Annotated in this window: 18 protein-coding genes; 6 read left to right on the forward strand and 12 right to left on the reverse strand. The window is 67.1% G+C overall.

Translation table 11 applies throughout. The features are described 5' to 3' along the window. Nucleotides 1–2: 2 nt before the first annotated feature. The 6 genes from QUW25_RS05480 to QUW25_RS05505 form a co-directional block, all read right to left on the reverse strand. The gene (locus QUW25_RS05480) at nucleotides 3–1,670 is read right to left on the reverse strand and encodes an ABC transporter permease (RefSeq protein ID WP_289511213.1); all 1,668 of its coding nucleotides are present in this window, start codon (nucleotides 1,668–1,670) and stop codon (nucleotides 3–5) included. Between the two features lie 19 nt (nucleotides 1,671–1,689). Beyond that, the gene (locus tag QUW25_RS05485; protein ID WP_289511214.1) at nucleotides 1,690–2,676 is read right to left on the reverse strand and encodes an ABC transporter permease; all 987 of its coding nucleotides are present in this window, start codon (nucleotides 2,674–2,676) and stop codon (nucleotides 1,690–1,692) included. A gap of 213 nt (nucleotides 2,677–2,889) precedes the next feature. Continuing rightward, complete coding sequence (locus QUW25_RS05490) at nucleotides 2,890–5,157, reverse strand: ABC transporter substrate-binding protein (protein ID WP_289511215.1); 2,268 nt, start codon at nucleotides 5,155–5,157, stop codon at nucleotides 2,890–2,892. Between the two features lie 345 nt (nucleotides 5,158–5,502). Beyond that, entirely contained in the window at nucleotides 5,503–6,732 is a 1,230-nt protein-coding gene (locus tag QUW25_RS05495) for a helix-turn-helix domain-containing protein (RefSeq protein WP_289511216.1), read from the reverse strand. Between the two features lie 76 nt (nucleotides 6,733–6,808). Then, nucleotides 6,809–7,327 carry a hypothetical protein gene (locus QUW25_RS05500; protein WP_289511217.1) on the reverse strand — a complete coding sequence of 173 codons (519 nt, stop codon included), beginning with the start codon at nucleotides 7,325–7,327 and terminating at the stop codon, nucleotides 6,809–6,811. 90 nt (nucleotides 7,328–7,417) lie between these two features. Then, complete coding sequence (locus QUW25_RS05505; protein ID WP_289511218.1) at nucleotides 7,418–9,133, reverse strand: M3 family oligoendopeptidase; 1,716 nt, start codon at nucleotides 9,131–9,133, stop codon at nucleotides 7,418–7,420. A gap of 99 nt (nucleotides 9,134–9,232) precedes the next feature. Between QUW25_RS05505 and QUW25_RS05510 the strand changes: the two genes are divergently transcribed. Beyond that, a complete protein-coding gene (locus QUW25_RS05510; protein WP_289511219.1) occupies nucleotides 9,233–10,117 on the forward strand; it encodes a DegV family protein in 885 nt (294 codons plus the stop codon). A 254-nt stretch (nucleotides 10,118–10,371) separates the two neighbouring features. Here QUW25_RS05510 and murI read toward each other — a convergent pair whose 3' ends face one another. Then, nucleotides 10,372–11,151, reverse strand: coding sequence for a glutamate racemase (gene murI / locus QUW25_RS05515; RefSeq protein ID WP_289511220.1), 780 nt, complete (start codon nucleotides 11,149–11,151; stop codon nucleotides 10,372–10,374). A 173-nt stretch (nucleotides 11,152–11,324) separates the two neighbouring features. On the opposite strand from murI, the gene QUW25_RS05520 reads away from it, so the two are divergent. From QUW25_RS05520 to QUW25_RS05530, 3 genes are all read left to right on the forward strand, one after another. Then, nucleotides 11,325–11,675: a PadR family transcriptional regulator gene (locus tag QUW25_RS05520; protein WP_289511221.1), complete on the forward strand. Its 351-nt coding sequence runs from the start codon at nucleotides 11,325–11,327 to the stop codon at nucleotides 11,673–11,675. Further along, the gene (locus QUW25_RS05525; RefSeq protein WP_289511222.1) at nucleotides 11,672–12,823 is read left to right on the forward strand and encodes a hypothetical protein; all 1,152 of its coding nucleotides are present in this window, start codon (nucleotides 11,672–11,674) and stop codon (nucleotides 12,821–12,823) included. The genes QUW25_RS05520 and QUW25_RS05525 overlap by 4 nt, the downstream gene beginning before the upstream one ends. Before the next feature lie 136 nt (nucleotides 12,824–12,959). Continuing rightward, nucleotides 12,960–13,388 (forward strand): FKBP-type peptidyl-prolyl cis-trans isomerase, encoded by a 429-nt coding sequence (locus tag QUW25_RS05530; RefSeq protein ID WP_289511223.1) that lies wholly within the window; start codon nucleotides 12,960–12,962, stop codon nucleotides 13,386–13,388. An 87-nt stretch (nucleotides 13,389–13,475) separates the two neighbouring features. Here the strand turns inward: QUW25_RS05530 and QUW25_RS05535 are convergent, their stop codons facing one another. The 5 genes from QUW25_RS05535 to QUW25_RS05555 all read right to left on the reverse strand — a co-directional run bounded on the left by QUW25_RS05535 (nucleotide 13,476) and on the right by QUW25_RS05555 (nucleotide 22,515). Continuing rightward, nucleotides 13,476–16,460, reverse strand: a complete 2,985-nt coding sequence (locus tag QUW25_RS05535; protein WP_289511224.1) for a glycoside hydrolase family 2 TIM barrel-domain containing protein — start codon at nucleotides 16,458–16,460, stop codon at nucleotides 13,476–13,478. A 173-nt stretch (nucleotides 16,461–16,633) separates the two neighbouring features. Further along, the gene (locus QUW25_RS05540; protein ID WP_289511225.1) at nucleotides 16,634–17,917 is read right to left on the reverse strand and encodes an O-acetylhomoserine aminocarboxypropyltransferase/cysteine synthase family protein; all 1,284 of its coding nucleotides are present in this window, start codon (nucleotides 17,915–17,917) and stop codon (nucleotides 16,634–16,636) included. Nucleotides 17,918–18,157: 240 nt separating this feature from the next. Beyond that, on the reverse strand, nucleotides 18,158–19,528 hold the full coding sequence (locus QUW25_RS05545; protein WP_289511226.1) for an IS3 family transposase: 1,371 nt from the start codon (nucleotides 19,526–19,528) through the stop codon (nucleotides 18,158–18,160). Nucleotides 19,529–19,707: 179 nt separating this feature from the next. After that, nucleotides 19,708–21,105, reverse strand: coding sequence for a class II fumarate hydratase (gene fumC / locus QUW25_RS05550; protein ID WP_289511227.1), 1,398 nt, complete (start codon nucleotides 21,103–21,105; stop codon nucleotides 19,708–19,710). Between the two features lie 3 nt (nucleotides 21,106–21,108). Next, complete coding sequence (locus QUW25_RS05555; RefSeq protein WP_289511228.1) at nucleotides 21,109–22,515, reverse strand: CHAD domain-containing protein; 1,407 nt, start codon at nucleotides 22,513–22,515, stop codon at nucleotides 21,109–21,111. 640 nt (nucleotides 22,516–23,155) lie between these two features. On the opposite strand from QUW25_RS05555, the gene QUW25_RS05560 reads away from it, so the two are divergent. Both QUW25_RS05560 and QUW25_RS05565 read left to right on the forward strand, forming a co-directional pair. Next, nucleotides 23,156–24,133: an AAA family ATPase gene (locus tag QUW25_RS05560; protein WP_289511229.1), complete on the forward strand. Its 978-nt coding sequence runs from the start codon at nucleotides 23,156–23,158 to the stop codon at nucleotides 24,131–24,133. After that, on the forward strand, nucleotides 24,130–25,136 hold a 1,007-nt coding region (locus QUW25_RS05565), incomplete at its 3' end, for a DUF58 domain-containing protein (protein ID WP_289511230.1). The genes QUW25_RS05560 and QUW25_RS05565, both read left to right, overlap by 4 nt.

The following is a 25,136-nucleotide window of genomic DNA, read 5'->3' on the forward strand; positions in this document are numbered from 1 at the left end:
CCTTAGCGGTTCATCTTCGGGTCAAAGGCGTCGCGCAGACCGTCGCCCACGAAGTTGAAGCCGAGAACCGCGAGCAGCAGGCAGATGCCAGCGGGAATCCAGATGAACCAGTAGTTGGTCATGACGAACGCGTTGTTGACGTCAGAGATGATGTTGCCCCAGGAGGCAAACGGGAACTTGACGCCCAGGCCGAGGAACGAGAGCGTGGCCTCGGTGATGATCGTCGAGCCGAGGCTCATGGTGCAGGAGACGATCAGCTGCGGCATGACGTTGGGGATGAGGTGGCGAATGATGCGGTGCGGGACGGAGATGCCCGTGGCCTCGGTGGCGAGCATGAACTCCTGCTCGCGCAGCGACAGGATCTGGCCGCGCACGAGACGCGCGATTCCGGGCCAGGACAGGAAGCCGAGGATGAGCATGAGGTAGATCATGCGGATCCAGGGGTCCAGGCGCATGGCGTCCATCGCCGAGCCCAGGATGATGATGATCGGCATCGAGGGCAGGCAGTAGAAGACGTCGACGATGCGCATGATCAGGTTGTCGACCCAGCCGCCAAAGTAGCCGGAGATGCCGCCCATGATGACGCCCAGGCCCGCCGCGATGAAGACGACGATGAAGCCGATGATGAGCGACACGCGGCCGCCGTACATGAGGCGCGTGAGCATGTCCATGCCGTTGCCGTCCGTGCCGAGCCAGTGCTCGAGCGACGGCGAGGCGTAGCGGTCGTAGACGAGGTTCTCGGTGGTCTCGGTGACGTTGTAGACCTTGGAGTAGGCGTCATAGCTGATGGTGTAGGTGTGCTCGGCGCCGTTGGCGTCCGTGTAGACGACCTCGGAGGCGTCGGCCTCGATGGCGGTGAGCAAGGCCTGACGGAGGTCGTCGGGGATGACGGTGTTGCCGTCGGAGGCGGACATGACGAACGGGCTCACCATGGCGACCACGGTGCCGGAGCCGTCCATGACGTTGCCGGCCTCGTCGAAGGAGTAGGTGGCGCCGTCGACCTCGAAGGTGTTGCCGGCGGCCTCTGCTTCGGCGGCGGCGTCGGCGGCGTCGCCCTCGTCGCTCTCCACGACGACGGTGCCGTCCTCTGTGACCTCGGGCGCGTCGGCCGCGGGCTCCTCGGCCTCGTCAGCAGCGGTGATGGCCGTGATGGCGGCAACCTGGAACTCAAAGGACGGGGCGGTCGCGCCCGCGGGCACGCTCACCACGTTGGAGGAGGCGTAGGCCACGACCTGACCACCCTGCGAGAAGGTGTAGAGGTCGGGCGTGGGCTGGTCGATCGTGTAGACCACGCCGTCGCGCTCAAAGCTCGTCTCGCCAGCGTTGATGGCGGAGTTGGCCTTGGACTGCACCAGCGCGCCAAACTCGGCGTCGGGGGCGGCGGTGTAGCGAAGCGACGTGGTCTCCGTGATGCCAGCGTACTGCGTGTTGAGCTCGGTCATGGTGGAGAAGGTCTCGTCCTGGCCGTAGGGGCTGATCACGCCGCCCACAAACGAGAACAGGAACATGGCCACAAGGATGACGAGTCCCACGACGGCCAGACGGTTGCGGAAGAAGCGCTTGGCGATAAGGGCGCCCGGCGAGAGGACCTTCACGCGACGGTCGTCGTTAAGGGAGTACTCCTGCTCCTCTGCCTGATCGGCGGGCTTGACGTTCTTGTCGTTGCTCATGTTGGTACACCCGCCTTTCTTAGGAGATGCGAACGCGGGGGTCGACCACCGCGTAGAGGATGTCGGTCAGGAGGTTGGAAAGCAGCGTGATGATGGCGATGAAGGTGAGGAAGAACATCGTGTAGGGGATGTCTCCGGCCGTCATGGCCTGGTAGGAGGTGTAGCCGGTACCCGGGATCATGAAGAGCGTCTCGGTGATGAGAGCGCCCGAGAAGAGGCCGGGGAGAGACCCGCCGATGACGGTCACGAGCGGGATGAGGGTGTTGCGGAACGCGTGCTTGTAGATGACCTTGTGCTCGGGCAGACCCTTGGTGCGCGCCGTGCGGATGTAGTCGGCGTTCAGGACCTCGAGCATGTTGGTGCGCGTGTAGCGCATGAGCGAGCCGATCTGGATGACTGTGAGCGTCACGACGGGCATGACCATGTGCTTGACGATGTCGATCATCTGGCCAACGGCGTCGAGCTGGGCGTAGTCGCGGCCCATGAGGCCGTAGAGGTCAAACCAGCCCAGGCCGACGGAGAAGACGAGCTTGAGCAGGGTTGCGAAGAAGAACGTGGGAAGCGAGATGCCGGCGAGGGCGACGGCGGAGATGATGTAGTCGCCCTTGGAGTACTGGTGCGTTGCCGCGAGGATGCCGAGCGGCACGGCGATGACCGTGGAGAACACGAAGGCAAGGCCGCCCATGGCGAAGGAGATGCCAATGGTGTTGTAGAACTCCGTGAGCACCGGCACGTTGAACTTCCAGGAGTCACCAAAGTTACCGGTGAGGAAGTCACCGAGCCAGGTGACGTAGCCGATGGGCACCGGAAGGTCGAGGCCGTACTGGGCGTTGAGCTGGGCGAGCCACTCCTCGTAGGGCTTGGCGCCCGGCGCCTGGGAGAGCTGCATGGCCATGGTCTCCACGTAGGAGGACGGCAGCGAGCGCATCAGGCCGTAGATGATGAAGGTCACACAGAACAAGATGATGACCGAGATTCCGATGCGCTTGGCGATGTAGGTTCTCACTCGCAAACGCTCCTCTCACTCATGCCCGCGCCTCTGGCGGGCGTAGAGACCCCTTTTCTGCGCTGGAAGAGCAGCGCAAGACGCTTCTCCCAGCACGGGAAGGAGGTCTCTCACTCCAACAGGGAAGGCCCCTCTGCTACTACGCGGCGGGGCGCGGCGGCACCTTGCCGCCGCGCCCAGCGCGTTTAGCTCGGGAAAGACTCAGGAAGAGCTCTACTTGAGCTCGAGCTTCTCGATCTCGTCCTTCCAGGTCCAGTACGGGGTCTGATCCTTGACGACGGACTCGACGTTGACGCGCTCAGAGGAGACGAGCGTGCACTCGGAGCGCTGGTAGACGGGAAGCTCGACGCCCCAGTCGAGGATGATGTCCATGGCCTCCTTGTAGATCGGCTTGCGGCTCTCGGTGTCGAGGGTCTGACGGCCGGCCTCGATGAGCTCGTCGAGGTCGGGGTCGTCGATCTCGTAGTAGTTCGTGGAGCCCTGGCTGTGATAGAGCTGGTACATGTCGGGATCGGCCGTGGACTGCCAGGCGGCGCACCACATCTCGGCGGCGCCAGACTGGTAGGAGGCGAAGAGGTCGGCGGAGTTGGCGATGTCGTTCACCGTGAAGGTCATGCCGATCTTCTCGAAGGCGTCAGCGGCCTCCTGCAGGATCATGAACGTCGGGTGGTCGCCCTGGCCGCCGCCACCGATGTTGCAGCGGTACTCGAGCTTGGCGCCGGCGGGGGCAGCGGTGAGCTTGCCGTCGGCAACGGTGTAGCCAGCGGCCTCAAACCAGGTGAGGGCGCCCTCGAGGGCGGCGTTGACGCGGTCCTCGTCGCTCATGTCAGCGGTGTAGAGCGGGTTGCCGGAGGCATCCGTGGAGTAGCAGACCGCATAGCCCGGGTCGGTCTCGTTGGGCGAGGCCCAGGAGGACGTGGAGATCGGGTAGTTGAGGACCGTGGCGGTGTCGCCGTAGTAGGAGGCGATGCCGGAGTCACGGAACACCGCGATGACGGTGCAGAGGGCCTTGCGGAGGGCCTTGGAGGCGTCGGAGCCCGGCTCGCCGTTCACGCAGACGTTGCCGGCGGAGATGGCGAGGTAGCCGTAGCCGCGGAAGTCGTGCAGGAAGGTGGAGAGGACGTCACCGGTGGTGGAGTCGTTGCCGTTGATCTCCTTGATCTGGGTCTCGACCTCCATGGAGTAGGACGGCTGGGAGATGTCGAGCGTGCCGGCCTGGACGCCGGTCACCATATCGGCCTCCTGGGTCTCCACGACGTTGAGGTTGGAGACCTTCGGGGCGCCCTTGTAGTAGTCCGGGTTGGCGGACATGAGAACCTGGCCGCCCTCGTAGCTGTCGAACTTGAAGGCGCCGGAGCCCATGGGCTGGCCGTTGAGGCTACGAGCCTTGGAGAGGTCGCCCTTGGTGAAGCCGAAGGAGTTGTTCTCGTAGTCGTAGAGGGACTCGTCTCCGTAGTACTTGTAGGAGCACGGGGCAATGGAGAGCTGGTAGATCATCGTGGCGTCGACGCCGTTGGTGGTGACGGTCATCGTGTAGTCGTCAACGCGGACGATGCCGGAGACGTTGGCGGCGGCGTCGCCGGTCTCAACGCCCTGGGTGCCCATGGCGTAGACGTCCTCGGGGATGAGGTCGGAGAGGGCGGTGCCGGCGGTCTCGGCCTCGCACGCGGAGAAGTTCCAGTCGTAGGCGGCGCCGATGGCCTCGAAGAAGTCGGTGGCGGTGGCGTCGGCGGGGAGGTCGGGGTAGTTCCAGCCCGCGGCGGCAGAGGCGACGTCGGTGGCGCCGTTCTCCATCATGTAGTCGACGATCTCCTGGGCAAACTTGGTGCCGCCGTCGTCAACGGCCGCCCAGAAGGCCTCCTGCTGCTCCTGCGTGAAGTTGGTGAAGTCGGTGTTGTCACGGCCGGCGTTGCCGATGAGGGAAGCCAGCGTGGCCATGCCGGTGCGGTACTCCTGCAGGCCAACGATGTCGTTGGAGTAGAGGGTGGCGGAGCCGTCATAGGTGGGGTCGAAGTACGCGTAGAAGGTGAAGATGGCGTCATCGATGGTGACGGGGGTGCCGTCGTGGAACTTGAGGTCGTCACGCATCTTCACGGTGTAGGTAACGGTGCCGTCGGCGTTCTCCTCCATCGTGATGTCGGCGGGGCCGGTGTAGGTGTAGTCGGTGCCGTTGTACTCGCGGGTCTCGCCCTCGATGGCGTTGAGGACGGGCTCGGCCATGCGGTCGGTCATGAGCAGCGCGATGTTGTTGAAGCTCACGACGTCCTGGTCAGCCGCGGAGGCGGTGAACAGGGGGCAGAACTTGCCCTCAAGGCCGTTGCCGGCAACGACGAGGGTGCCAGCGTGCTCGTTGGAGCCGCCGTTCTCGCCCTCTCCGCCGGTCTGCTCACCGGTGGTGGAGCCGTTGTTGCACGCGGCAAGCGCGAGCGCGCCCATGGTGGCTGCAGAGAGCCCGAGCATCTTCCTTCTGGTAACGAGCATGTTTCCCTACCTTTCCTCCCGTTAAGTGGGGATTTTCCTCACCGGGCGGGTTTGCGCCCGGCGTAGAGCCCAGATTCGGCGCGATTTCTAGAGAATTCGCGCTTACGGCATGTTACTTTTTGGAAATCTCAAGTTGGGGCTCGTCGGGATACCGTTCACGCTTTGGTTACAAACGGCGTACACACAGTCCCCTCTCGCCACGAGCGCGCTTGGGACACCTTTGGCAAGAAGAACGGTCGCGACCTGCCCGTTTTGCTGTGCGGGCCACTGCTGGCACCCAACGTTGCCAACGTGTCGACCGTGGTCAACGCCCCGGCGATCGCACCCCAAAGAGGGCCGTCAGGCCTAGCACGCCCCTCCTGCCCCGCCACGCCCGGCGGGCGCGGGAATCTTGAGCGGGAAGTCGCGCTCAAGCTCAAAGGCCGCGCGATACTGGCGGTTGGCGGTGTACCACTCGCGCACCCACGGCAGGTGGAACGCGGCAAAGCCGATGGGCAGCTCCGCCCGGCAGCGCGCAAAGACCTCGAGCAGGGCCTCGCCGTACTCGGGACGGCGAAGGTAGTCGGGGTTCTCCAGGCGAAAGCGCACGAGGCCGCAGAACTTCTCGGCAAGGTCCTCCGCCACGTCCGAGCCCTCCTCGCGCCGCGCCGTGCCCACGCGGTCGAGCGCCGCGAGCGCCTCGTCGCGCCGGCCCAGGCGCTCGCAGCACACCGCAAGCTTGTGGAGGTCCAGCATCGAGGGGTCCTCACGGGCCGAGAAGAACTCGTACGCCTCCTCGTAGCTGCCGCGCTCTATCAGAACGGCCGCCCTGTTGTAGGAGATCGTCTGCAGCAGGTCGTTCTCGCCCAGCGTGCGCGCGAGACGCTCAACCACGCGGTACTCCACCTCCATGTTCTGGAAGTCGAGCTGGTTGCTGTAGCAGTTGCCCAGGCAGACCTTGGCCGAGAGCATCACGTGCACGCGGCCCTCCTCCGCAGCGAGCGCGTAGGCCCTTCTCAGGCGCTCTATTGCCGTGGCGTTGTTTTTCTCGCCGCTCTTGTAGGCCGCAGCGCCCGCCTTCAGGTAGACGTGCGCGCAGGGGTTGAGCCGGAGGGCGTTGTCGTAGCGATGCTGGGCCAGACGCTGAAGTCCCAGCAACCGCCCGTCGAGAAGGGCCTCGAGCTCGGCATCCACGGGGCGCACGGGCTTGGAGAGGAGGCCGTCAAGCAGCGCGGCCTCCGCCGCGAGCGGGCTCGACGAGAGGCTGTCCGCACAGGCGGCGAGCTCCTCGCGCAGGGCGACGCGCGCGGGCTCGTCGTTGGAGAGCACGGCGTCAAAGCCGCGGTCCAGAAGCGAGCGGCCGCTGGCGAGAAACGCCTCGTCGTCGTGCCACGCAAGCCCGAGGCGCGCCATGAGCGCGCGCACGATCTCCGGGCTGGGGTCGGCCTCGCCGCGCTCGATCTTGGAGAGGTACGAGACGGCGCAGATGCCGTGGGCGAGCCCCTTGAGGCTCAGCCCCCGCCCGAGGCGCTCGCGTCGGACGAGCGCGCCGGCAAACCTGTTGGCCGGGGATATCTCCTGGCTCGCGGTCGTCATCCGCACGCTCCTCTCTTCCGTCACTCATCTGAACGTCGGGCACGCATGGGAAACCGCCCCCATTGTACGGACGCGTCTAGCAGGGCTCCCAGGTGGCGGCAAGGCACGCCTGGCGCAGCGCCACGAGGGCGACCACGCTCACGGCCTCGCAGGCGAGAAACGCCAGCTCGGGGGCACCGGGCGCCGCGGAGCTCACGATGAGGAGGACGATCTCCCCCACTACGGCCACAAGGCCGAACGCCGCCGCGACGACGGAGCGGCGGGGCAGCGCGCCGAAGGTCTCGTCGCGCACGTAGGCGCGCATGCGCTCGCCCGCCACAGAGAGCCTGCCCATGGCCCAGATGACCGAGACCATGGCCACAAACTGACACATGTACGGGAGCACCACGTAGGGGCAGCCCGAGAGCCCTCCCGGATTGGCGAGGGAGGCGCCCAGCACGGCGAGCGTCGCCACGCCGCACGCCGCCCACAGCGTGGTGACGATGCGGCGGCGATCCTGCCCGTCGGCCAGCCTCACGTGCTCGCCGAGGTAGGCCAGCTTGCCGTTCTCGTCGGTTCCAAAGTCCTTGAGCCGCTCGCGCGCCTTCTTCCTCACGTCCTTCTCGCCTCCCCCTACCAAAAACCTGACAAATCACCCTGTCACCATTGTCATCATGACAAAGGTGACAGGGTTGTTTGTCATAAATTATGCGATGCCGGTGAGGTCGTAGGACTCGAGCCAGGCGGTGGCGCGCTCGCAGATGGCCTTGAGGCAGCCCTCGTCAAAGGGCGAGGTCATGCCCGCGTGAGCGAGCAGGTCCGTGAAGGCGCGCGTGCCGCCCTGGCGCGTGTAGGCCATGTAGTGCTCCCAGGCGTTTGCAAAGTCGTCCTGCGACATGGCCCAGAACTCGAGCGCCACCGTCTGTGCGAGGCAGTAGTCGATGTAGTAGAGCGGGTTCTCGTAGATGTGGCTCTGACGCTGCCAGCCCTCGCCCTCGGCGTAGAAGGGAATCTCGCCGTCAAGGCGCATCCACGGCATGTAGGTGCCGAGCAGGCGCTTCCAGGTGGCGTGGCGCTCGGCGGGCGTCATCTCGGGGTGCTCGTAGACCTCGTGCTGGAAGTGGTCGACCATCGTGCCGTACGGCAGGAAGGTGATGGCACCGGCCAGGTGCGCGTAGCGGTACTTGCGCGCGTCGTCGCCGAAGAACTCCTCGGCCCACGGCCAGGCCATGAACTCCATGGACATGGAGTGGACCTCGCAGGCCTCCATCGAGGGCATGGAGAGGCCGATCGGCGTCTTGTCCGTGTTCATGTAGTAGGAGAACGCGTGGCCAGCCTCGTGCGTGACCACCTCGACGTCGCCCTGCGTGCCGTTGAAGTTGGCAAAGATGAAGGGCACGTCGTAGTCCGGGATCTGCGTCATGAAGCCGCCGCCGGCCTTGCCCTCGGTGGAGAGCACGTCCATGAGGTCGCGCTCGAGCATCATGTCAAAGAAGGCGCCGGTCTCGGGGCTGAGCGCGCGGTAGAAGGTGCGGCCGGCCTCGAGGACGTCGTCGGCGGTGCCGCGCGGCGCGGGGTTGCCGGAGCGGAAGGAGAGCGCCTCGTCGGCAAAGGAGAGCGGGTACTCCACGCCCAGGCGCTCGGCCTGCGCGCGGTAGATCTTGTCGGCCAGCGGCACCACGTAGGTGCGCACGGCCTCGCGGAAGCGCTCCACGTCCTCGCGGCCGTAGGAGAGGCGCCCCATGCGGTCGTAGCCCAGCGGCAGGTAGTTCTTGTAGCCGAGCTTCTTGCCCATGGCGTCGCGCACGTGGGTGAGCTCGTCGTAGATACGGTCAAGGTCGGCCTGGTGCTCCTTGTACCAGGCGCCCTCCGCCTTCCAGGCGGCAAGGCGCTCGGCGTCGTCGGCAGACTTCTTGAACGGCGTGAGCTGCGAGAGCGTGTAGGTGCCGCCCTCAAAGGGGATCTGCGCGGAGGCGATGAGCTTCACGTACTCCTGCGCGAGGGCGTTCTCGCGCTTCATGTCCTCCACGATCTCCGGCTTGATGGTGCGGCGCTCCTGCTCGGCCTGGGCAAAGAGCAGCGTGCCGTACTTCTCCTCCAGCTGCGCGCGGAAGGGAGAGGCAAGAAGGGCCGCGGTGAAGGCGTCGGCAGCGGACTGCAGCTCGGGCTGGGCCTCGTCCCAGAAGGCGGCCTCGGTGTCATAGAACTCGTCGCGCGTGTCGATGACGTGGCGGATCATCGCCAGCTCGGCGGCCGTCTGCGTGTGACGGTCGAGCTGGTCCTTCTCGAGGAAGGCGGCCTCCGCGGCCTCGGGGGTCTCGGCGCCGGCAAGCTCTGCCGCTAGGCGCGCGTACTCGGCCTTCACTGCCTCCAGGTCCGGGCGCTCGTAGGCCATGTCCTTGAACGAAACGGAATTGCTCACGGGGGTTCCTCCTCTTCTTGCGGCACCGGCCCGTTGGGGTTCTCGCCGCGCACTTAGGCTATGATTCGGTTTGGTATTGTACCCGTCAGAGGAGTTTCCATGCCTGACTACGTTCTCAGCTGCTGCTCCACCGCCGATGTGACGCGCGAGTGGCTCGAAGGCCGCGACATCAAGTACCTCTACTTCAACTACTACCTCAACGGCGAGATGTGCAAGGACGACTTTGGCACCACCAACTCCCCCGCCCAGCTCTACGCCAAGATGCTCGCCGGCGCCGACGCCAAGACCTCGCAGATCAGCGCGGGCGACTACATGGCCCACTTCGAGAAGTACCTCGCCGCGGGCAAGGACGTCCTGCACGTGACGCTCTCCACCGGCATCTCCGGCACCTACAACTCCGCCTGCACCGCGCGTGACCAGCTCGCCGAGAAGTACCCGGAGCGCAAGGTCATCGTCATCGACTCGCTCGCCGCCTCCTCCGGCTTTGGCCTGCTCATGGACAAGCTCGCCGAGCTGCGCGACGCCGGCATGGGGATCGACGAGCTCGCCGCCTGGGCCGAGGAGCACAAGAGCGAGGTCCAGCACTGGTTCTTCTCGTCCGACCTCACGTTCTTCGTGCGCGGCGGGCGCGTCTCCAAGGCAGCGGGCCTCGTGGGCGGCATGCTCAAGATCTGCCCCGTGATGGACGTCGAGCCCGACGGCTCGCTCGCCGTCAAGGAGAAGATCCGCACCAAGGCCAAGGCCGTGAGCCGCGTGGTCCAGAAGATGGAGGAGCTCGCCGAGGGCGGCCTCGACTACTCCGGCAAGTGCTACATCTCGCAGTCCGAGTGCATCGACGACGCCCAGGAGGTCGCACGCCTCGTTGAGCAGAAGTTCCCCAAGCTGAACGGCAAGGTGGAGATCTTCCCCATTGGCGCCACCATCGGCGTCCACACCGGCCCCGGCACCGTTGCCCTCTTCTTCTGGGGTAAGAAGCGCGCGTAGCGCGTGACGCTGGCGTCAGGTTCATTTGTCACGGCCGTCGCCCCCGGGCGGCGGCCTTTTGTTATGGCGGCGCCAGATTTTGCCTGTGATTCTAGGCGGGCGCACGTTGTGTGCGGTTTTTGAAAGGGGCCCCATGTAGACCGGCAAATTGCCCTACAAAAGCGCAGGTCAGAACAACTTCGATTGCCCGATACCCGACCCTCCTCCAAAAAACCGCACACAACGGGCGGGGTGCGTGGGCAAGGCGAGGCGCCCTAGAGCGGAAGCGAGAAGAACCTCTCGTAGAGGGCGAGCTCCTCGGGCGTGCTCAGGCTCGAGGCAAACTCAACGCGGCCCGCGCGGTTGCGCTCGGCAAGAAGCCCCTCCTGTGCGAGGCGGGAGCGAAGCTGACGCGCCGTGCCCGCGCCGCCGTCGAAGAAGCGCACGCCCTCGCCGAGCACGCGCGAGATGAGGGGCCGCACGAAGGGGTAGTGCGTGCAGCCGAGCACCACCGCATCGACCGTCCCGGCATAGCGGCCCACAAGGCCGTCGATCATCTCCGCCAGGTCGGGAGCGTCCAGGTCGCCCCGCTCGATGCGCGCCGCGAGCCCCGGGCATGGGACGGAGATGACCTCGCACTCCCCACCCCAGGCGCGCGCGAGCTCGTGGTACTTCTCCAGGCGCAGCGTGACCTCGGTGGCCATGACGAGGATGCGCCCGTGCGGGAGCGCGCGGGCGGCGGGCTTGAGGGCTGGCTCGATGCCCACGATGGGAACGTCGGGATGGGAGGCGCGCAGCGCTGCGGCGGCAACGGAGGTCGCGGTGTTGCACGCGATCACGATCGCCTTGGCGCCGCCGTCCAGGAAGCGCTCGACGATGGTGCGGGAGAGCGCGAGCACCTGCTCCTCGGTCTTCTCGCCGTAGGGAGCGTTGGCGGAGTCCCCGAAGTAGTGGAAGTCCTCGTGAGGGAGCTCGTCCACGAGCGACCTCAGCACGCTGGTGCCGCCCAGCCCGGAGTCAAAGACCCCCACAAATCCGTCGCTTCTCTGTTCCACGGAGCACCTCCCCTCGACCCTAGAGAATGGCACAAGGATAGCGCAACGCCGGTGGACGCCACTCGCCCCTCAAACATTGCCATTCACAGTTATATTTCTGCAAAGGTATATCGACACACATAGTAATGTTGGGTACGATACACATAACGACAGCGGACAGGAGGAGGTGACCCATGGCATCGAGAGACGCTGAGAGCGACCTCATCCGGGGCAACATCGACGCGATCGTGCTGTGCACGCTCTCGGACGGCGACTCCTACGGCTACGAGATCCTGAAGGACGTCGCGCAGACGAGCGAGGGGGCGTACGAGATGAAGGAGCCCTCCCTCTACACGAGCCTCAAGCGCCTTGAGGGGCAGGGGCTCGTGGAGAGCTACTGGGGAAACGAGTCCCAGGGCGCGCGCCGGAAGTACTACCACATCACCGACGGCGGGCGCGCCGAGCTCACGGAGGCAACGGCGCGCTGGGTGCGGGCAAGAAACATCATCGACCGACTCCTCAGACAGGGCGGAGGCAGCAAATGAGCGGCAGAAGCGACATCAGGATGTACGTCGAGCACCTCTTTGAGGGACGCACGCTCGACGCCGAGACCATCGAGCTCAAGGAGGAGATATACGGCAACCTCGTCGCGCGCTTTGACGACTACGTGGCGCAGGGCATGGGCGAGGACGAGGCGTACGCGCGCACCTGCGAGGCCGTGACGAGCGTGGACGACGTCATGGGCGAGAAGGACGCGGGCGATAAGGACGACCCGCTCGACGCCACCGTCGCGGCACCGGCCGCAGCGGTTGCGCCCGAGCCCGAGCCCACGACCGTGATCGGCACGCCCGAGCCGCCCGCGTCGCAGGGTGCGCCCGCGGGCGCACAAACGCGCTGGTCGACGGGCATGATCGTGGCGGTGGTCGCGGTCGTTCTCCTGGTTGCCGGCATAGCGGGCTGCACCGTGTTCAACCTGCTGGACACCCAGAGGGGGCTGGAGGACTACCAGTCCCAGACCTCGCAGACGGTCCAGCCGGTAGATCAGCCCGATGACACCACCTACACGGACGACGCGGCCACGGGTGACGCGGCCACGGGCCAGACGACCGGCAACAACGCAACCAGCGACGACGCAACGAGCACGTCCCCCAACAACGGGAGCGCCCCGCAGGACGGGACGGGCAACCGCTACGGCGCCCCGTCGCAAAGCGGCACGGGCCTCACCGCCGAGGTGCGGGCGCACTCCGTCGACGAGCTCACCGGGTACGCGGGAACTGCGCTCTCGGACGCGGCGCGCGTGGAGGAGCTCGTGCGGGCGCTCCCCGTTGGCGAGTACGTGACGGGAGTCACCGCCGACCCCGCCACGAAGACCGTTGAGGTCACCTACACCTACCAGGACCGCGACCTGGTCGCACGCGACGATGACCACGTGGACCTCGCCCTTGTTTACGACGCCGTGGCTCTCATGAGCACCCTTGACGGGATGGACACGCTGCGCATGGTTGAGATTGAGGACGACGGCTACGAGTATGACCGGGGCCTGCAGGTCTTTGAGCGCAGCATGCTCGAGTGGCTGCTCGGTGTGACCCTTGACGCCAGCCAGCTTACGGCCGAGGCCTGGGAGAGCGTCCGTGGGCAGGTCATGACCGAGTACGTCTACGAGGAAGCGTGGGACCGCGCAGAGCGCAGCTAGATCGCCAACCTTACACGAAGGGAAGATCAGGCTACATTATGGTGTGGAATCGCCCTTCGTGTAAGGTTCACCTCTGTAGACCGGCTGACTTCTGTCACAATCTTGGGTCGCTACGCACCCAACCGAAGGGAACCACATGAGCAACGACGGCAAGAAGGTCAAGGTCCACTACGTGGGCACGCTCGACGACGGCACCAAGTTCGACTCCTCGCGCGACCGCGGCGAGCCGCTGGCCTTCACCTGCATGGCCGGCCAGATGATCAAGGGCTTTGACGAGGCCGTGCGCGAGATGGAGGTCGGCCAGGTGGTGGACGTCCGCCTCGAGCCCGCCGAGGCCTACGGCGAGCGCGACGAGCGCCTCGTCCAGACCGTGCCCGTCTCCGCGATGCCCGGCGCCGAGACCCTCTCCGCCGGCGACCGCGTGATGCTGGCCTCCCCCACCGGTCAGCCCTTCCCTGCGACCGTCGCGGCCGTGGAGGACGGCAACATCACCTTTGACATGAACCACGAGATGGCCGGCAAGGCGCTCAACTTCAACATCGAGCTTCTTGAGGTCGAGGAGTAACCGCACGGCGATTCGCCGCCCGAGGCCCGCGACGCCAACCGCGTCGCGGGCCTTGTTTTATGACAATCTACCCTGTCACCTTTGTCATCACATGTGCTCCCAGGAGACGAGGTAGCGCAGGGTGTGGTCGTCCTTGCAGCTGAAGCGGTACTCCGGCCGTGTGGCGGGACCGCAGCTCCCGGTACCAATTCCCATCTGGAAAGCCTGGATGGTCACATAGGTCCCCGTGCGAACCTCGTCCTCCCGGTGGCGCATGGCGCGCAGCCCCTCGTCCGAGTAGGCCTTGACGGCAAGCTCGAAGGGCCGGTCAACAGCTGTAAGCTGCACGCTCCTCTCGCCGTTTGAGAGGGTGACGTACTGGCAGTCCATGCGGTTGCCGCTCTCCTGCGGGCGAATGTTGGGCTCGGTCATGTCCGCAACGTGACAGCGCACGCGCTCGATCTGTGCCTGCTCGCACATGTCTCGGTAGGACTCGCCGTTGCGGCCGAGATACTCAACGTCGTCCCACAAGTCGTCAAGCCGGTAGCACACGCCAAAGCGAGGCAGGTCGCCTCGGCCGCGCTCGCAGTGGAGTCGCGTCGTCACGAGCACGCCCGCCCGGACCGCCTCGTAGGAGGTGGTGCAGAGGAAGCGGTGGTGCGGGTAGACGAGGCGCGTGACCACCTCGGCGCTCCCCTCCCCGCTCACCGTGGAGACAACCTCGCGACGGCAGTCGTAGAGCCTCTCCATCGGGCAGCGCCCGTCAAGGTAGCGGTCGTTGTCCGTCGCGGCGCGGGAGAGAAGGACCGGCGTCGCCGCGGGGCGCATCGAGCCGGGAAGGACGAGCCCGTCGCCTGTGACCTCGCAGCCCTCCGGGAAGCGCGCAACCCGGGCAAGGCCCGTCTCCCCCAGGGGCTCCAGGCCGGAGAGCGCAAACTGCTCGCGAGCGACCTCCTCGCCCGTGGCGCGACGCGTCGTGATGACCGTCACCAGGCGCACGCGGTTGCGACGCAGGCCCGCCCCCTCATCGGACGCCTCGTGCGAGGTCGGCTGCACGAGCACCGTGGCATGGCGCAGCGGGTCAACATCGGGCACGACCTCGGCAACGCCACCGTCGCTCCACTCAAAGCGCAGCGTGAAGGCGTCTCCTGGCGTGAAGCCCGTCGCGTTGAAGAGGCGGAACCAGTCGCCGCCCACGTGGCGCACGCGAAGGGGGCGATAGCAGTGGCGCACGATGCGCGCGCCCGTGGAGGGCGTGCGATCCGGGTAGAACAGGCCGTCCACGCAGAAGTTGCCGTCGTGCTCCCACTCGCCGTGATCGCCGCCGTAGGTGTAGCTGCCATCCGGATGCAGGACGGCATGGTCGACCATCTCCCACACGCAGCCGCCCATGAGGGCGTCGTACGAGTAGATCTGCTCCCAGTAGTCCTCGATGCCGCCGGGGCCCACGCCCATGGCGTGCGCGTACTCGCAGAGGAGGTAGGGGCGGTCATTGAGCCTGCGGGTGGTGGAGCTCCCCTCGCCCACGCTCCTCACGCGCTCGACCGTGGCGTACATCTCACTGCCCACGTCGTAGGCGCGGCGCAGGGAGTGAATCGCGCCCTCGTAGTGCACGGGCAGGTCCGAGCGCGAGCGAATGAGCTCGTACATGGCATCGGCGTTGCAGCCTCCGCCCGCCTCGTTGCCCAGGCTCCACATGATCACGCACGGGTGCAGCTTGTCACGCTCGAACAGGCGCTCCGCGCGGTCGAGGTAGCGTGGTCGCCAGCGGGCATCGTCCGTGAGGCGGTTCTGGCGCGCCGGGAACTTGCCCACGAGGGCGCCATGGGTCTCGAGGTCCGCCTCATCGATCACGTAGACGCCCAGCTCGTCGCAGAGCTCGAGGAGGAGCGGATCGGGCGGGTAGTGCGACGTGCGGATGGTATCGATGTTGTGCTCCTTGCAGAGGCGCACGTCTCGCTCGATCTCCGCGGGTGTCATCGTGTAGCCCGCCGTGGGGCTCGTGTCGTGATGGTTGACGCCATGGAGCTTCACCGGGCGGCCGTTCACGAGGAAGCGCCGGCCGTCCACGCGCGCCTCGCGGAAGCCCACGCGCAGAAGGACGCACTCTGTGCCCGTCTCAAGGTAGAGGCCGTAGAGGTTGGGCGTCTCCGCCGTCCACTCGAGCACGTCAAGCTCGTCAAAGGCGAGCGTCGCGCGCCCGTTGCCCGCGCTCGTCTCGGACGCGCGCTCGAGGTCGTGCCCGCGCAGCGTGGCGCGTACCTCCCCACCGCCCGCAAGCGTCACGTCCGCCCGCAGTCGGTAGCGCACGCGGCTCGCACGTTCTTCTCGCCAGGTGCGCACCTTGACATCCCAGATACCGCACGGGGTCACCTCGCGCAGCAGCACGTCGCGAAAGATGCCGTTGTTGCGAAACATGTCCTGGCACTCCAGGTAGCTGCCCGTGCACCAGCGGCGCACCACGGCGAGCAGCTCGTTTTGCCCCGCGCGCTGGTAGGGGGAGAGGTCAAACTCGGCGGTGTTGTGGGAGCCCTCGGAATAGCCCACGCGCTCCCCGTTGAGGTAGAGGTCAAGGCAGCTTGCCACGCCGAGGAAGGTGATGACGTGGCCAGCCGTGGCCTCACGCTCGCTGAGGTCAAAGAGACGGCGATACACGCCCACAAAGTTGTACTCGTCCTTGGGGTGCGCCACGTGCGCTCCCTGGCCACCCTCGCCAATGAGCGAGAAGACCGGGCCCATCGGCTCCTCCCGCGGCACGCGCGGCGGGTCAAACGGGAACTGGTAGCGCTCGTCCACATAGAAGGGGTGGTCGTAGCCCTGGAACTGCCAGCAGCCGGGAACGGCCACGCGATCCCAGGTCACGGCGTCGGTATCCAGCACGTCGGGCAGCTCCGCGGGGCGAGGGTAGAAGCGGAAGTCCCACTCGCCGCTCAGGCAACGCACGAGGGGCGAGTCGTAGCGGCGGCGCTCGGGCGTGACGGCGCCCGCCGAGGCGCGGTCAGGAAACGCGACGAAGTAGCTTCTCGCCGGGAGGCGGCGCTCCTCGATGATCGCTGCGTCACAATACGCGCTCTTGTCGATCGCATACCTCATCGTCGTCCCCCCCAACTTGACAGGCGTCAGAGCTGATTGTCACACAACAAGACGGGCCGCCGGGCGAGAAGTGCCCGACGGCCCAGAGCGTCTCATGGCGATCTGCCCTGTTATGACAATCTACCCTGTCACCTTTGTCATGATGATGACAGTTTACCCTGTCACCTTTGTCATCAAATGGCGGCGAGGGCCTGCTCGATGTCGGCGATGAGGTCCTCGGTGCCCTCGAGGCCGCACGAGAAGCGCACCATCGCGGGCGAGATGCCGGCGGCTGCCAGCTCATCGTCGTTCATCTGGCGGTGCGTCGCGGAGGCCGGGTGCAGGCAGCAGGTGCGGGCGTCCGCCACATGCGTCTCGATGGCGGCAAGGCGCAGGGCGGCCATGAACTTCTCGGCAGCAGCACGGCCGCCGGCCAGCTCAAAGGACACCACGCCGGAGCCGCCCTCGGGCAGGTACTTCTGGGCGAGCGCGTAGTACGGGTCGCTCGGCAGGTGCGGGAAGCGCACCGAGGTCACCTTGTCGCTCTTCTCGAGGAACTCCGCCACGGCAAGGCCGTTCTTAAAGTGCTGCGGCATACGAACGTGCAGGCTCTCGAGACCCATGTTGAGGTAGAACGCGTTCTGCGGGCTCTGGATGGAGCCGAGGTCGCGCATGAGCTGCGAGGTTGCCTTGGTGATGAAGGCGCCGGCCTGGCCGAACTTCTCGGCGTAGACGATGCCGTGGTAGGACTCGTCCGGGGTGGTGAGGCCGGGGAACTTCTCCGCGTGCGCCATCCAGTCAAAGTTGCCGGAGTCCACGATGGCGCCGCCCACGCCCACGCCGTGACCGTCCATGTACTTGGTGGTGGAGTGGGTCACGATGTCGGCGCCCCACTCGATGGGACGGCAGAAGACCGGCGTGGGGAAGGTGTTGTCCACGATCAGCGGCACGCCGTGGTCGTGGGCTGCCTTGGCAAAGCGCTCGATGTCCAGCACGTCAAGCGCGGGATTGGCAATCGTCTCGCCAAAGACGGCGCGCGTGTTGGGGCGGAAGGCCGCCTCAAGCTCCTCGGGCGTGCACTCCGGTGAGACGAACGTGGACTCGATGCCCATCTTGGCCATGGTGTGCGCGATGAGGTTGTACGTGCCGCCGTAGATGGCCGAGCTCGCCACGACGTGGCTGCTCGCCTCGCAGATGTTGAAGAGCGCAAAGAAGTTGGCCGCCTGGCCGGAGCTCGTGAGCATGGCCGCGGCGCCACCTTCGAGCGCGGCGATCTTTGCGGCCACGGCATCGTTGGTGGGGTTCTGGAGGCGCGTGTAGAAGTAGCCCTCGGCCTCGAGGTCAAAGAGCTGTCCCATGTGCTCTGAGGTGGCGTACTTGAAGGTGGTGGACTGGACGATGGGAATCTGGCGCGGCTCGCCGTCGCCGGGCGTGTAGCCAGCCTGGACGCAGCGCGTCGCGATGGTCTGATCAGCCATGGTGGTCCTTTCTGTTGGGTCTGACCATCATAGCGCGAAGCCCGCCTCGGGCACCCTCATGTGACATGTCCGAAAAACCTAGTTTTGGGTTTCTCGGCCCTCTGCGCACTGCCAGATGTCCGTTCCAGCATGTTTGCGCCGGTTTTGGGCAACAAGTTTTATGTAGCAGCGCGCGGATGGCGGCATTTTTCGCCGGATGACACGCTTTGGGACCCCGGACGTTTTTCCGGACTATCCCGGCTACGCCGCGTACCCGAGCTCCTCGCGGCGCTGCCGGATGGTCCTCCATCCTAGCGACTTCTTGAGCTTTCCGCCGCGGTACCACTCGATGTAGGCATCGAGCGCGGCGGAGAACTCCTCGAAGCCGACCCCCGTCCAGTCGCGGCCCTCGAAGAAGTCGCACTTGAGTGTTCCGAAGAAGCCCTCCGCCCGGGCGTTGTCGGGGCTGCGTGCCTTTCGGGACATCGAGCGTACCACATGGCCCTCCTCGCAGGCCTCCGCCCAGTCGCCGCTCATGTAGACGGAGCCGCCGTCGGTGTGCAGCACGAGGGGTCTCTCCTCGGTCGGCCCCACATCGGCGACGAGGTCGCGCAGCATGCCGACCATGAGCGCCCTGTCCGGGTGGAGCGAGACCCTCCAGCACACCGGCCACCCGTCGAAGCAGTCGATCGCCGGCGACAGGTAGGCCTTGAAGCCGTCGAGGCGGAACTCGGTGACGTCGGTGACCACGAGCAGCCCCGGCTCGTCGGCGTGGAAGTCGTGGGTGCCGTCCTCGGCGAGCGGCAGGTTGGCGGGGCGCTCGGAGAGCTCGCCGGCGTAGCTGGAGTGGCGCGCCCTGCGCGCGACCTGGGCGGCCTTGCGCGAGACGAGCCCCTCCTCGGCCATGATGGCGCGCACGACCTTCTCGGAGGCGACGACGGGCGTGGACGCGTCCCCGGGCTCGAGGTCGCGCCAGGAGACCGGCTCGCCCTCGCCGGAGCGCAGGTCGGCGGTCACCGACTCGGCGCCGTACGCCCCGCCGCTCGCCTCGAAGGAGGCGCGCACGCGCACGCGCAGGGCGGCCTTGGGGTCGGGCCTAGCGGCCCTCGCGGCCTGGTCGAGGTAGGTGCTCTTGGGTATCGAGAGCGTCTCGGTCACGTCCCTGAGCCCCGCGAGCGGGCACCTCCCCCGCGCCAGCTCCCCGGCCCGCCACTTCTCCCCGCTGGTCAAAGAGGCCGGGCCTGGTGCTTTTAGGACGTCCAACACCGCCAGCGCCTCGGCGAGCTTGACCTCCGCCATCCTCGCGCGCTCCGCCGGGTCCTCCGGCAGGTCGGCGCCCCAGTCGCGCCAGTCGGTCTGCTCCGGCCCGTCAGCCACGCCGGCCCCCTTCCGCTCGCGGCGGGGGCGCCGCGCGGCGTACCTCGGGCTGCCCTCGCCGTGGGCGCAGTGCATGCGCTCCGGCCGGCTCGGCATCTCGGTCGCGGCGAGCTCGCCCGCCTCCTCCATCCTCAGCCAAAGATACAGGTTGCGGCGGGTCGGGAAAAGCGGCAGCCGACGGCAGGCCTCCGGGACGCTCAGCCCGCTTCTGTGGAACTCCCAGAGTATCCCCTCGCGCTCCTCCTTGGTGTACATCGGACTCCCTCCTGGACCAAGCTTGGTCCGAGATTTTGTCCGAGGTCCCCTTTCGCTGGATTGTGGGCAAAAACATTGATGGACAAGATGCTTTTCCATCAAAGATTTTGCCCAAAACCAGGGAGAGACGCAACGAGCAGAAAAGCGGACAGGCGAGAAGAGCCCCGGGATGTCGGCCGCTACACCATCTGCTCGGGGTGGAAGACCTCGTCAAAGCGCTCGGCCGAGAGGAGCCCCAGCCCCACGCACGCCTCCTTGAGCGACGTCCCCTCCGCAAAGGCCTTCTTCGCCACACGCGCGGCGTTGTCGTAGCCGATGTAGGGGTTGAGGCTCGTGACGAGCATGAGCGAGCGGTGGAGGTTCTCGTCCATCTTCTCGCGGTTGGCCGTGATGCCCGAGGTACAGCGCTCGTCGAAGGAGACGATCGCGTCCGCCAGCAGGCGAACGGACTGCAGGTAGTTGTAGGCGATCACCGGCATGAAGACGTTGAGCTCAAAGTTGCCCTGGGAGGCGGCAAACCCGATCGCGGCGTCGTTTCCCATGACCTGCACGGCAACCATCGTCACGGCCTCGCACTGGGTGGGGTTGACCTTGCCCGGCATGATGGAGCTGCCCGGCTCGTTGGCCGGAATCGTGATCTCGCCGAGGCCCAGACGCGGGCCGGACGCGAGCCAGCGCACGTCGTTGGCGATCTTCATCATGTTGGCGGCAAGGCCCTTCACCGCACCGTGGCTAAAGACGAGCGCGTCCTTGCCCGTGAGCGCGCGGAACTTGTTGGGGTCCGTCTCAAACGGCAGGCCCGTGAGCTCGGCCAGCTCCGCAGCCACCGCCTCGTCAAAGCCAGCCGGCGCGTTGAGGCCCGTGCCCACGGCCGTGCCGCCGAGCGCCAGCCGGTAGAGCCCGGGCATCGCGGCAAGAAGCTCCTCGCGCGAGCCCTCGAGAAGCCCTCGCCAGCCGGAGATCTCCTGGGAGAACGAGATGGGGACGGCATCCTGCAGGTGCGTGCGACCGCTCTTGACCACGCCCGCGTTCTCCTCCTCAAGGCGGAGCAGCGTGCCCACGAGCTGGTCAATTGCGGGCAGCAGGCGCCCGGTCACGGACAGCGCGGCCGCCACGTGCATAGCCGTGGGGAAGGTGTCATTTGAGGACTGGCTCATGTTGACCGAGTCATTGGGGTGCAGGGACTTCTCCAGCACCACGCCCTTCTCGGCCGCGAGCTGGTTGCCGCGGTTGGCGAGAACCTCGTTCATGTTCATGTTGGACTGCGTGCCGGAGCCCGTCTGCCACACCACCAGGGGGAAGTCATCGTCGTGCGCACCGGAGAGCACCTCGTCGGCGGCCTCGCAGATGAGCTCGCACGCCTCGGGGGCAAGACGGCCAAGCGAGCGGTTCGCGCGCGCGGCAGCCTTCTTGACCAGCGCAAACGCGCGCACGATCCCCTCGGGCATGCGCTCGGTGCCAATGGGGAAGTTCTCGTGGCTGCGCTCGGTCTGCGCGCCCCAGAGCGCGTCCGCGGGGACGCGCATCTCCCCCATCGAGTCCCGCTCAATGCGCCACATGCCGTCCGTCTCGCCCACGCGCTACTCCTCCTCGGCCTCGTCGCCCTTGTCGTCCTTTGCGGCCTTCTCGGCCTTGCCCGCCTTGCCGGGCTTTGGCGCCTTCTCGGCCTTCTTCTTTGCCGGGCGCGCGTCGGACTCGCGGCGCTCCAGCCCGGACGTGATGGCGGAGACGACCTCGGCCTGGTCGCGCGCAACAACGCCCAGGTCGGCGCGGACGCCGCGGAAGCGCGGGCTCTTGGCGCACTCGTCGGCGAGCTGCTTGTTGCTGCGGGCATCCGAGAGGGCGCCGAGCTCGCGCTGGATCTCGTCGAGCGCCTCGCTCATCTGCGCGCGCTCCGCCCCAAGGACGTCCCCAAGGCGCTCGGCCACGTAGTGCATCTCCTTGGTGTCGCGCCGGGCCACGTAGACCGCGTCCCCGTCGCGCAGGTCAAGGCCAAAGAGGTCCTCGTCGACCTCGTTGAAGAGCGTGTCAAAGCGCTCGCGGAAGTCCTCGGCGGTGAGGCCCTTCTCGGCGACCCTGGTCTTCCAGCTCAGCTGCCCCAGGTCGCGCGCAAGCCGCTTGAGGTCCTTGGCGGCGTGGAGCTTACGCATGTGCGTCACAAACGAGCCGCACTCAAGCGAGCGCTCCTTGGCGCAGGCCATGGGCAGAAGGCTGTTCTCGCCGAGCTCGCCGCTCTCCACAAGGCCGGCAACGGTCTCGGAGAGAATGTCGAGCGCGCGCAGGTGCGCGGAGGCAACCTGGAGCTCCTTGAGGACGTGCTCGCAGCGACGGTTCTGCTTCTTGGACTGCCAGGGGGCAAGGAACTGCAGGAGGGAGCGCACGCGACGGATGGCAATGCGGAACTGCAGGAGCTTCTCCGGGTCGTCCGGGCTGGAAAGAAACTCCTCCGTGCAGTCCGTGAGCACGCCGGCGGCGCCGGCCACCCCGCGCTCGACGAGCGCGAGCTCCTCCCACGAGGCCACCTCGGGGCCGGCCACGTACCAGCGCAGCACGCCGCGTCCCGAGGGTCCGGTGGGAAGGTCGATGGCGGCGGCGGTGCCCTTGCCAAACTGGGGGCACACGCCCAGAAGGCGCGTGGCCAGGTGATCGACAAACGGCGCGTGCCCAACGGCGATCACGCACAGCGCGTCGGCCGTCTCAAGCTCGGCGAGAAACGCCGAGATGTCCTGAGCGTAGAGGGACTGGTGAACCTCGATGTCCTCCGCACCCGTGGCGGCCGCCACAACGTCCGCCGTCTCGAGCGCACGAATGGCGGGGCTGCTCCACACGAGCGGGCGGACCTCGTCGCCGAGCAGGCCAAACGTGCGCGGGTATGCCACGCGGAGTGCGCGCGTCCCCGAGGACGTGAGCTTGCGGTCGAGGTCGGACCCGGTGGGCGAGCTCGCCTCCGGGGCACCATGTCGAACGAGAACCAGCGTCTTGACCATGTCTCCCCCGTTCATCGCTCCATAGACAAGAGACCAGAATAGCAATTTCCCGCTCGCCGATTTCTCGGTTGCGGGGAGCGGTAGCCGAAGCGGGCGTGAGGGCCCGGCGTACGCCGAGAAAAGCGAGCCGCCGTCCCTCTCGCCAGACGTGCCGAGAAAACCGAGAGCCTGTACCAGCCCTCTCATCCGCGTGCCAAGAAGATCGGCCCTCTGTACCAGAACGAGCGCCGGCTGCCGAAAGAACTCGCCCTCTGTACCACCTCAAGCGCCCGCGTGCCGAGAAAAACGGCAGGCTGTACCACCGATGTCTTCGCCGATGCGAGGGGACCGGTACAGAGGGACGATTTTCTCGGCGGGAAATTCCGGATGTGGTACAGAGGCGCGGTTTTCTCGGCAGGTAAATCCGGATGTGGTACAGGAGCGCGGTTTTCCCGGCAGGTAAATCCGGATGTGGTACAGGGGCAAGCATCTCTCGGCGGGCGGTCAACGGGACTTGTACAGGGGCACGTTTTTCTCGGCGGACGGGCAGACAGACAGGCGCGCGCCACGCGACCCCACGGCTTCGAAACGCTGACCGTTTTAATGCCGGTCGGCCACCGGAGCGGCGCTACCATAAGGAAAAGCGGTTCAAGGGGGTGCCATGAACACGACGAGCTACCTCGGACCAGACAACGCCGCCGAGCTTGGCGAGGCAATCGCCCGTGAGCTCACGGGCGCGCTCGCCGCACCGCGCGAGACCATCGCGCTTGCCGTGATGTGCCTGCTCTCGGGCGGGCACCTGCTCCTCGAGGACGTCCCCGGCGTGGGCAAGACCACGCTCGCCCGCGCCCTCGCCCGCGCCGTGAGGGGGCGCGTCACGCGCGTGCAGTTCACCTCGGACATGCTCCCGAGCGACCTCACGGGCGTGAGCGTGTGGGACCCCGGCACGCGCGAGTTCACCTTCCACCCCGGCCCGCTCTTCTCGGAGATGGTCATCGCGGACGAGATAAACCGCGCCAACCCCAAGACGCAGGCGGCCCTCCTCGAGGCCATGCAGGAGGGGCGCATCTCCGTAGACGGCACCTCCTACGCGCTGCCCAGCCCCTACTTTGTCATGGCGACGCAGAACCCTGTTGAGATGGAGGGCACCTATCCCCTCCCCGAGGCGCAGCTCGACCGCTTCATGGTGCGCACGAGCCTGGGCTACCCCACCCCCGAGGCGGAGCGCGCGATGCTCAAGGGCGCCTCGGGGGCAGACCCCGTGGCGCGCGTGCGGGCGGTCTGCGACCTCTCCGACGTAGCCGCCTTCCGCAGCCTTGCCGCCACCATGCACGTGAGCGACGAGGTGGCGGACTATGCCCTTGCGCTGCTCGACGCCACGCGGCGCTCGCCCGAGATCCGCCTTGGCGCCTCGCCGCGCGCCGGCCTGGCGCTGCTTGCCATGAGCCGCACCCACGCGCTGCTCGACGGGCGCGATGCCGTCTTCCCCTCGGACGTGCGCAGGCTCGCACCCGCCGTTCTGGCGCACCGGATCGTCCCGCGCGACGCCTCGCCGGACGCCGGCAGGAGCGCCCAGCAGCTTGACGTTCTCACCCGCGCGATCGCACGCGTTCCCGCGCCGGGCTCCAGGCGGAGATGAGCGGCCGAGAAAAACCTCGCGTTCGCGCCGCGGCTCCCACGGTGCGCGGCGTCGTGCAGACGATCTTTGGCGCGACGCTGCTTGCAGCTGGTCTGACCTGCGGGTTATTTGTGCTGGCTGCCGCCGGTTCCGCGCTGCTCCTCGCCTGCGCGGCGGGCCTTCTTGAGGTGCTCCTCGCCCGATCGAGGCGCGGGCGGCGCGCCCCGCTCGCGCGGCTCCTCCCCACCCCGGAGCGTGTGGGCGGCATGTGGGCGCACCTCGACCAGCGCGGGCGCAAGCTCGGCCAAACGCGGGAGCTCCCTGCGGAGCGCGGGCTCTACCGCCAGGGACCCTCGACCCTCCTGTGGCGTGACGCCTTTGGCTTCTGGCGGGCCACGGGCACCGAGCCCTCGGGGCGCGAGGTCTGCGTTCCCCCCGCGCCAAACGAGCGGCTCGCGCGGGTCCTTGAGTCTCGGGGTGCCCACGGCATCGCCGAGCTGGCGGACGAGCGCGACGCGGCGGGCGTGCGGCCCTACGAGAAGGGCGACGGGCTGCGAAAGATCTCCTGGCGACAGAGCGCCCACCACGGCGAGCTCATGTCCTTCGAGGACGCGGGGCCCGAGACGCCGCCCGTGCTCGTGGTGGCGGACACCCTGGGCGCGTGTGACGCGGGCGCGCTCGCCTCCGCCGTGGCAAGCGTCCTTCTTGCCCTGCGCCGCCATCCCAACGTGCTTCTCACCGACGGCAGCGCAAGCTGGAGAACCCCCGTGCAGCAGGACCGCTTCCTGGCGTCCCTTGTGCCCGAGGTCGCCTCTGCGGGAGACGCCGCGGCGCGCTCGCAGGCCGTCGAGCGCCTTGCGGCGGAGGGGCGGCGGCGCATCGTCCTCGTCACCTGCGACGAGCGTGGGGAGCTCGCCCGTGCGCTGCGCCAGGGGCGGCACGCGCGCACGCTCGTCGTGATTCACGCCACGGGAGACGCGGGCGTGACGGACGCCCGCGAGGGGCGCTCCGACGCCGGGTGCGG

The sequence above is a fragment of the Thermophilibacter provencensis genome (assembly GCF_030372065.1).
GTDB lineage: Bacteria > Actinomycetota > Coriobacteriia > Coriobacteriales > Atopobiaceae > Thermophilibacter > Thermophilibacter provencensis_A.

What these genes read in the sequence shown, in the direction of transcription:
- QUW25_RS05480 (WP_289511213.1), bottom strand. Translation starts at nt 1,670, where the DNA reads ATGAGCAACGACAAGAACGTCAAGCCCGCCGATCAGGCAGAGGAGCAG.
- QUW25_RS05490 (WP_289511215.1), bottom strand. Translation starts at nt 5,157, where the DNA reads ATGCTCGTTACCAGAAGGAAGATGCTCGGGCTCTCTGCAGCCACCATG.
- QUW25_RS05495 (WP_289511216.1), bottom strand. Translation starts at nt 6,732, where the DNA reads ATGACGACCGCGAGCCAGGAGATATCCCCGGCCAACAGGTTTGCCGGC.
- QUW25_RS05510 (WP_289511219.1), top strand. Translation starts at nt 9,233, where the DNA reads ATGCCTGACTACGTTCTCAGCTGCTGCTCCACCGCCGATGTGACGCGC.
- QUW25_RS05520 (WP_289511221.1), top strand. Translation starts at nt 11,325, where the DNA reads ATGGCATCGAGAGACGCTGAGAGCGACCTCATCCGGGGCAACATCGAC.
- QUW25_RS05525 (WP_289511222.1), top strand. Translation starts at nt 11,672, where the DNA reads ATGAGCGGCAGAAGCGACATCAGGATGTACGTCGAGCACCTCTTTGAG.
- QUW25_RS05530 (WP_289511223.1), top strand. Translation starts at nt 12,960, where the DNA reads ATGAGCAACGACGGCAAGAAGGTCAAGGTCCACTACGTGGGCACGCTC.
- QUW25_RS05535 (WP_289511224.1), bottom strand. Translation starts at nt 16,460, where the DNA reads ATGAGGTATGCGATCGACAAGAGCGCGTATTGTGACGCAGCGATCATC.
- QUW25_RS05540 (WP_289511225.1), bottom strand. Translation starts at nt 17,917, where the DNA reads ATGGCTGATCAGACCATCGCGACGCGCTGCGTCCAGGCTGGCTACACG.
- QUW25_RS05545 (WP_289511226.1), bottom strand. Translation starts at nt 19,528, where the DNA reads ATGTACACCAAGGAGGAGCGCGAGGGGATACTCTGGGAGTTCCACAGA.
- QUW25_RS05555 (WP_289511228.1), bottom strand. Translation starts at nt 22,515, where the DNA reads ATGGTCAAGACGCTGGTTCTCGTTCGACATGGTGCCCCGGAGGCGAGC.
- QUW25_RS05560 (WP_289511229.1), top strand. Translation starts at nt 23,156, where the DNA reads ATGAACACGACGAGCTACCTCGGACCAGACAACGCCGCCGAGCTTGGC.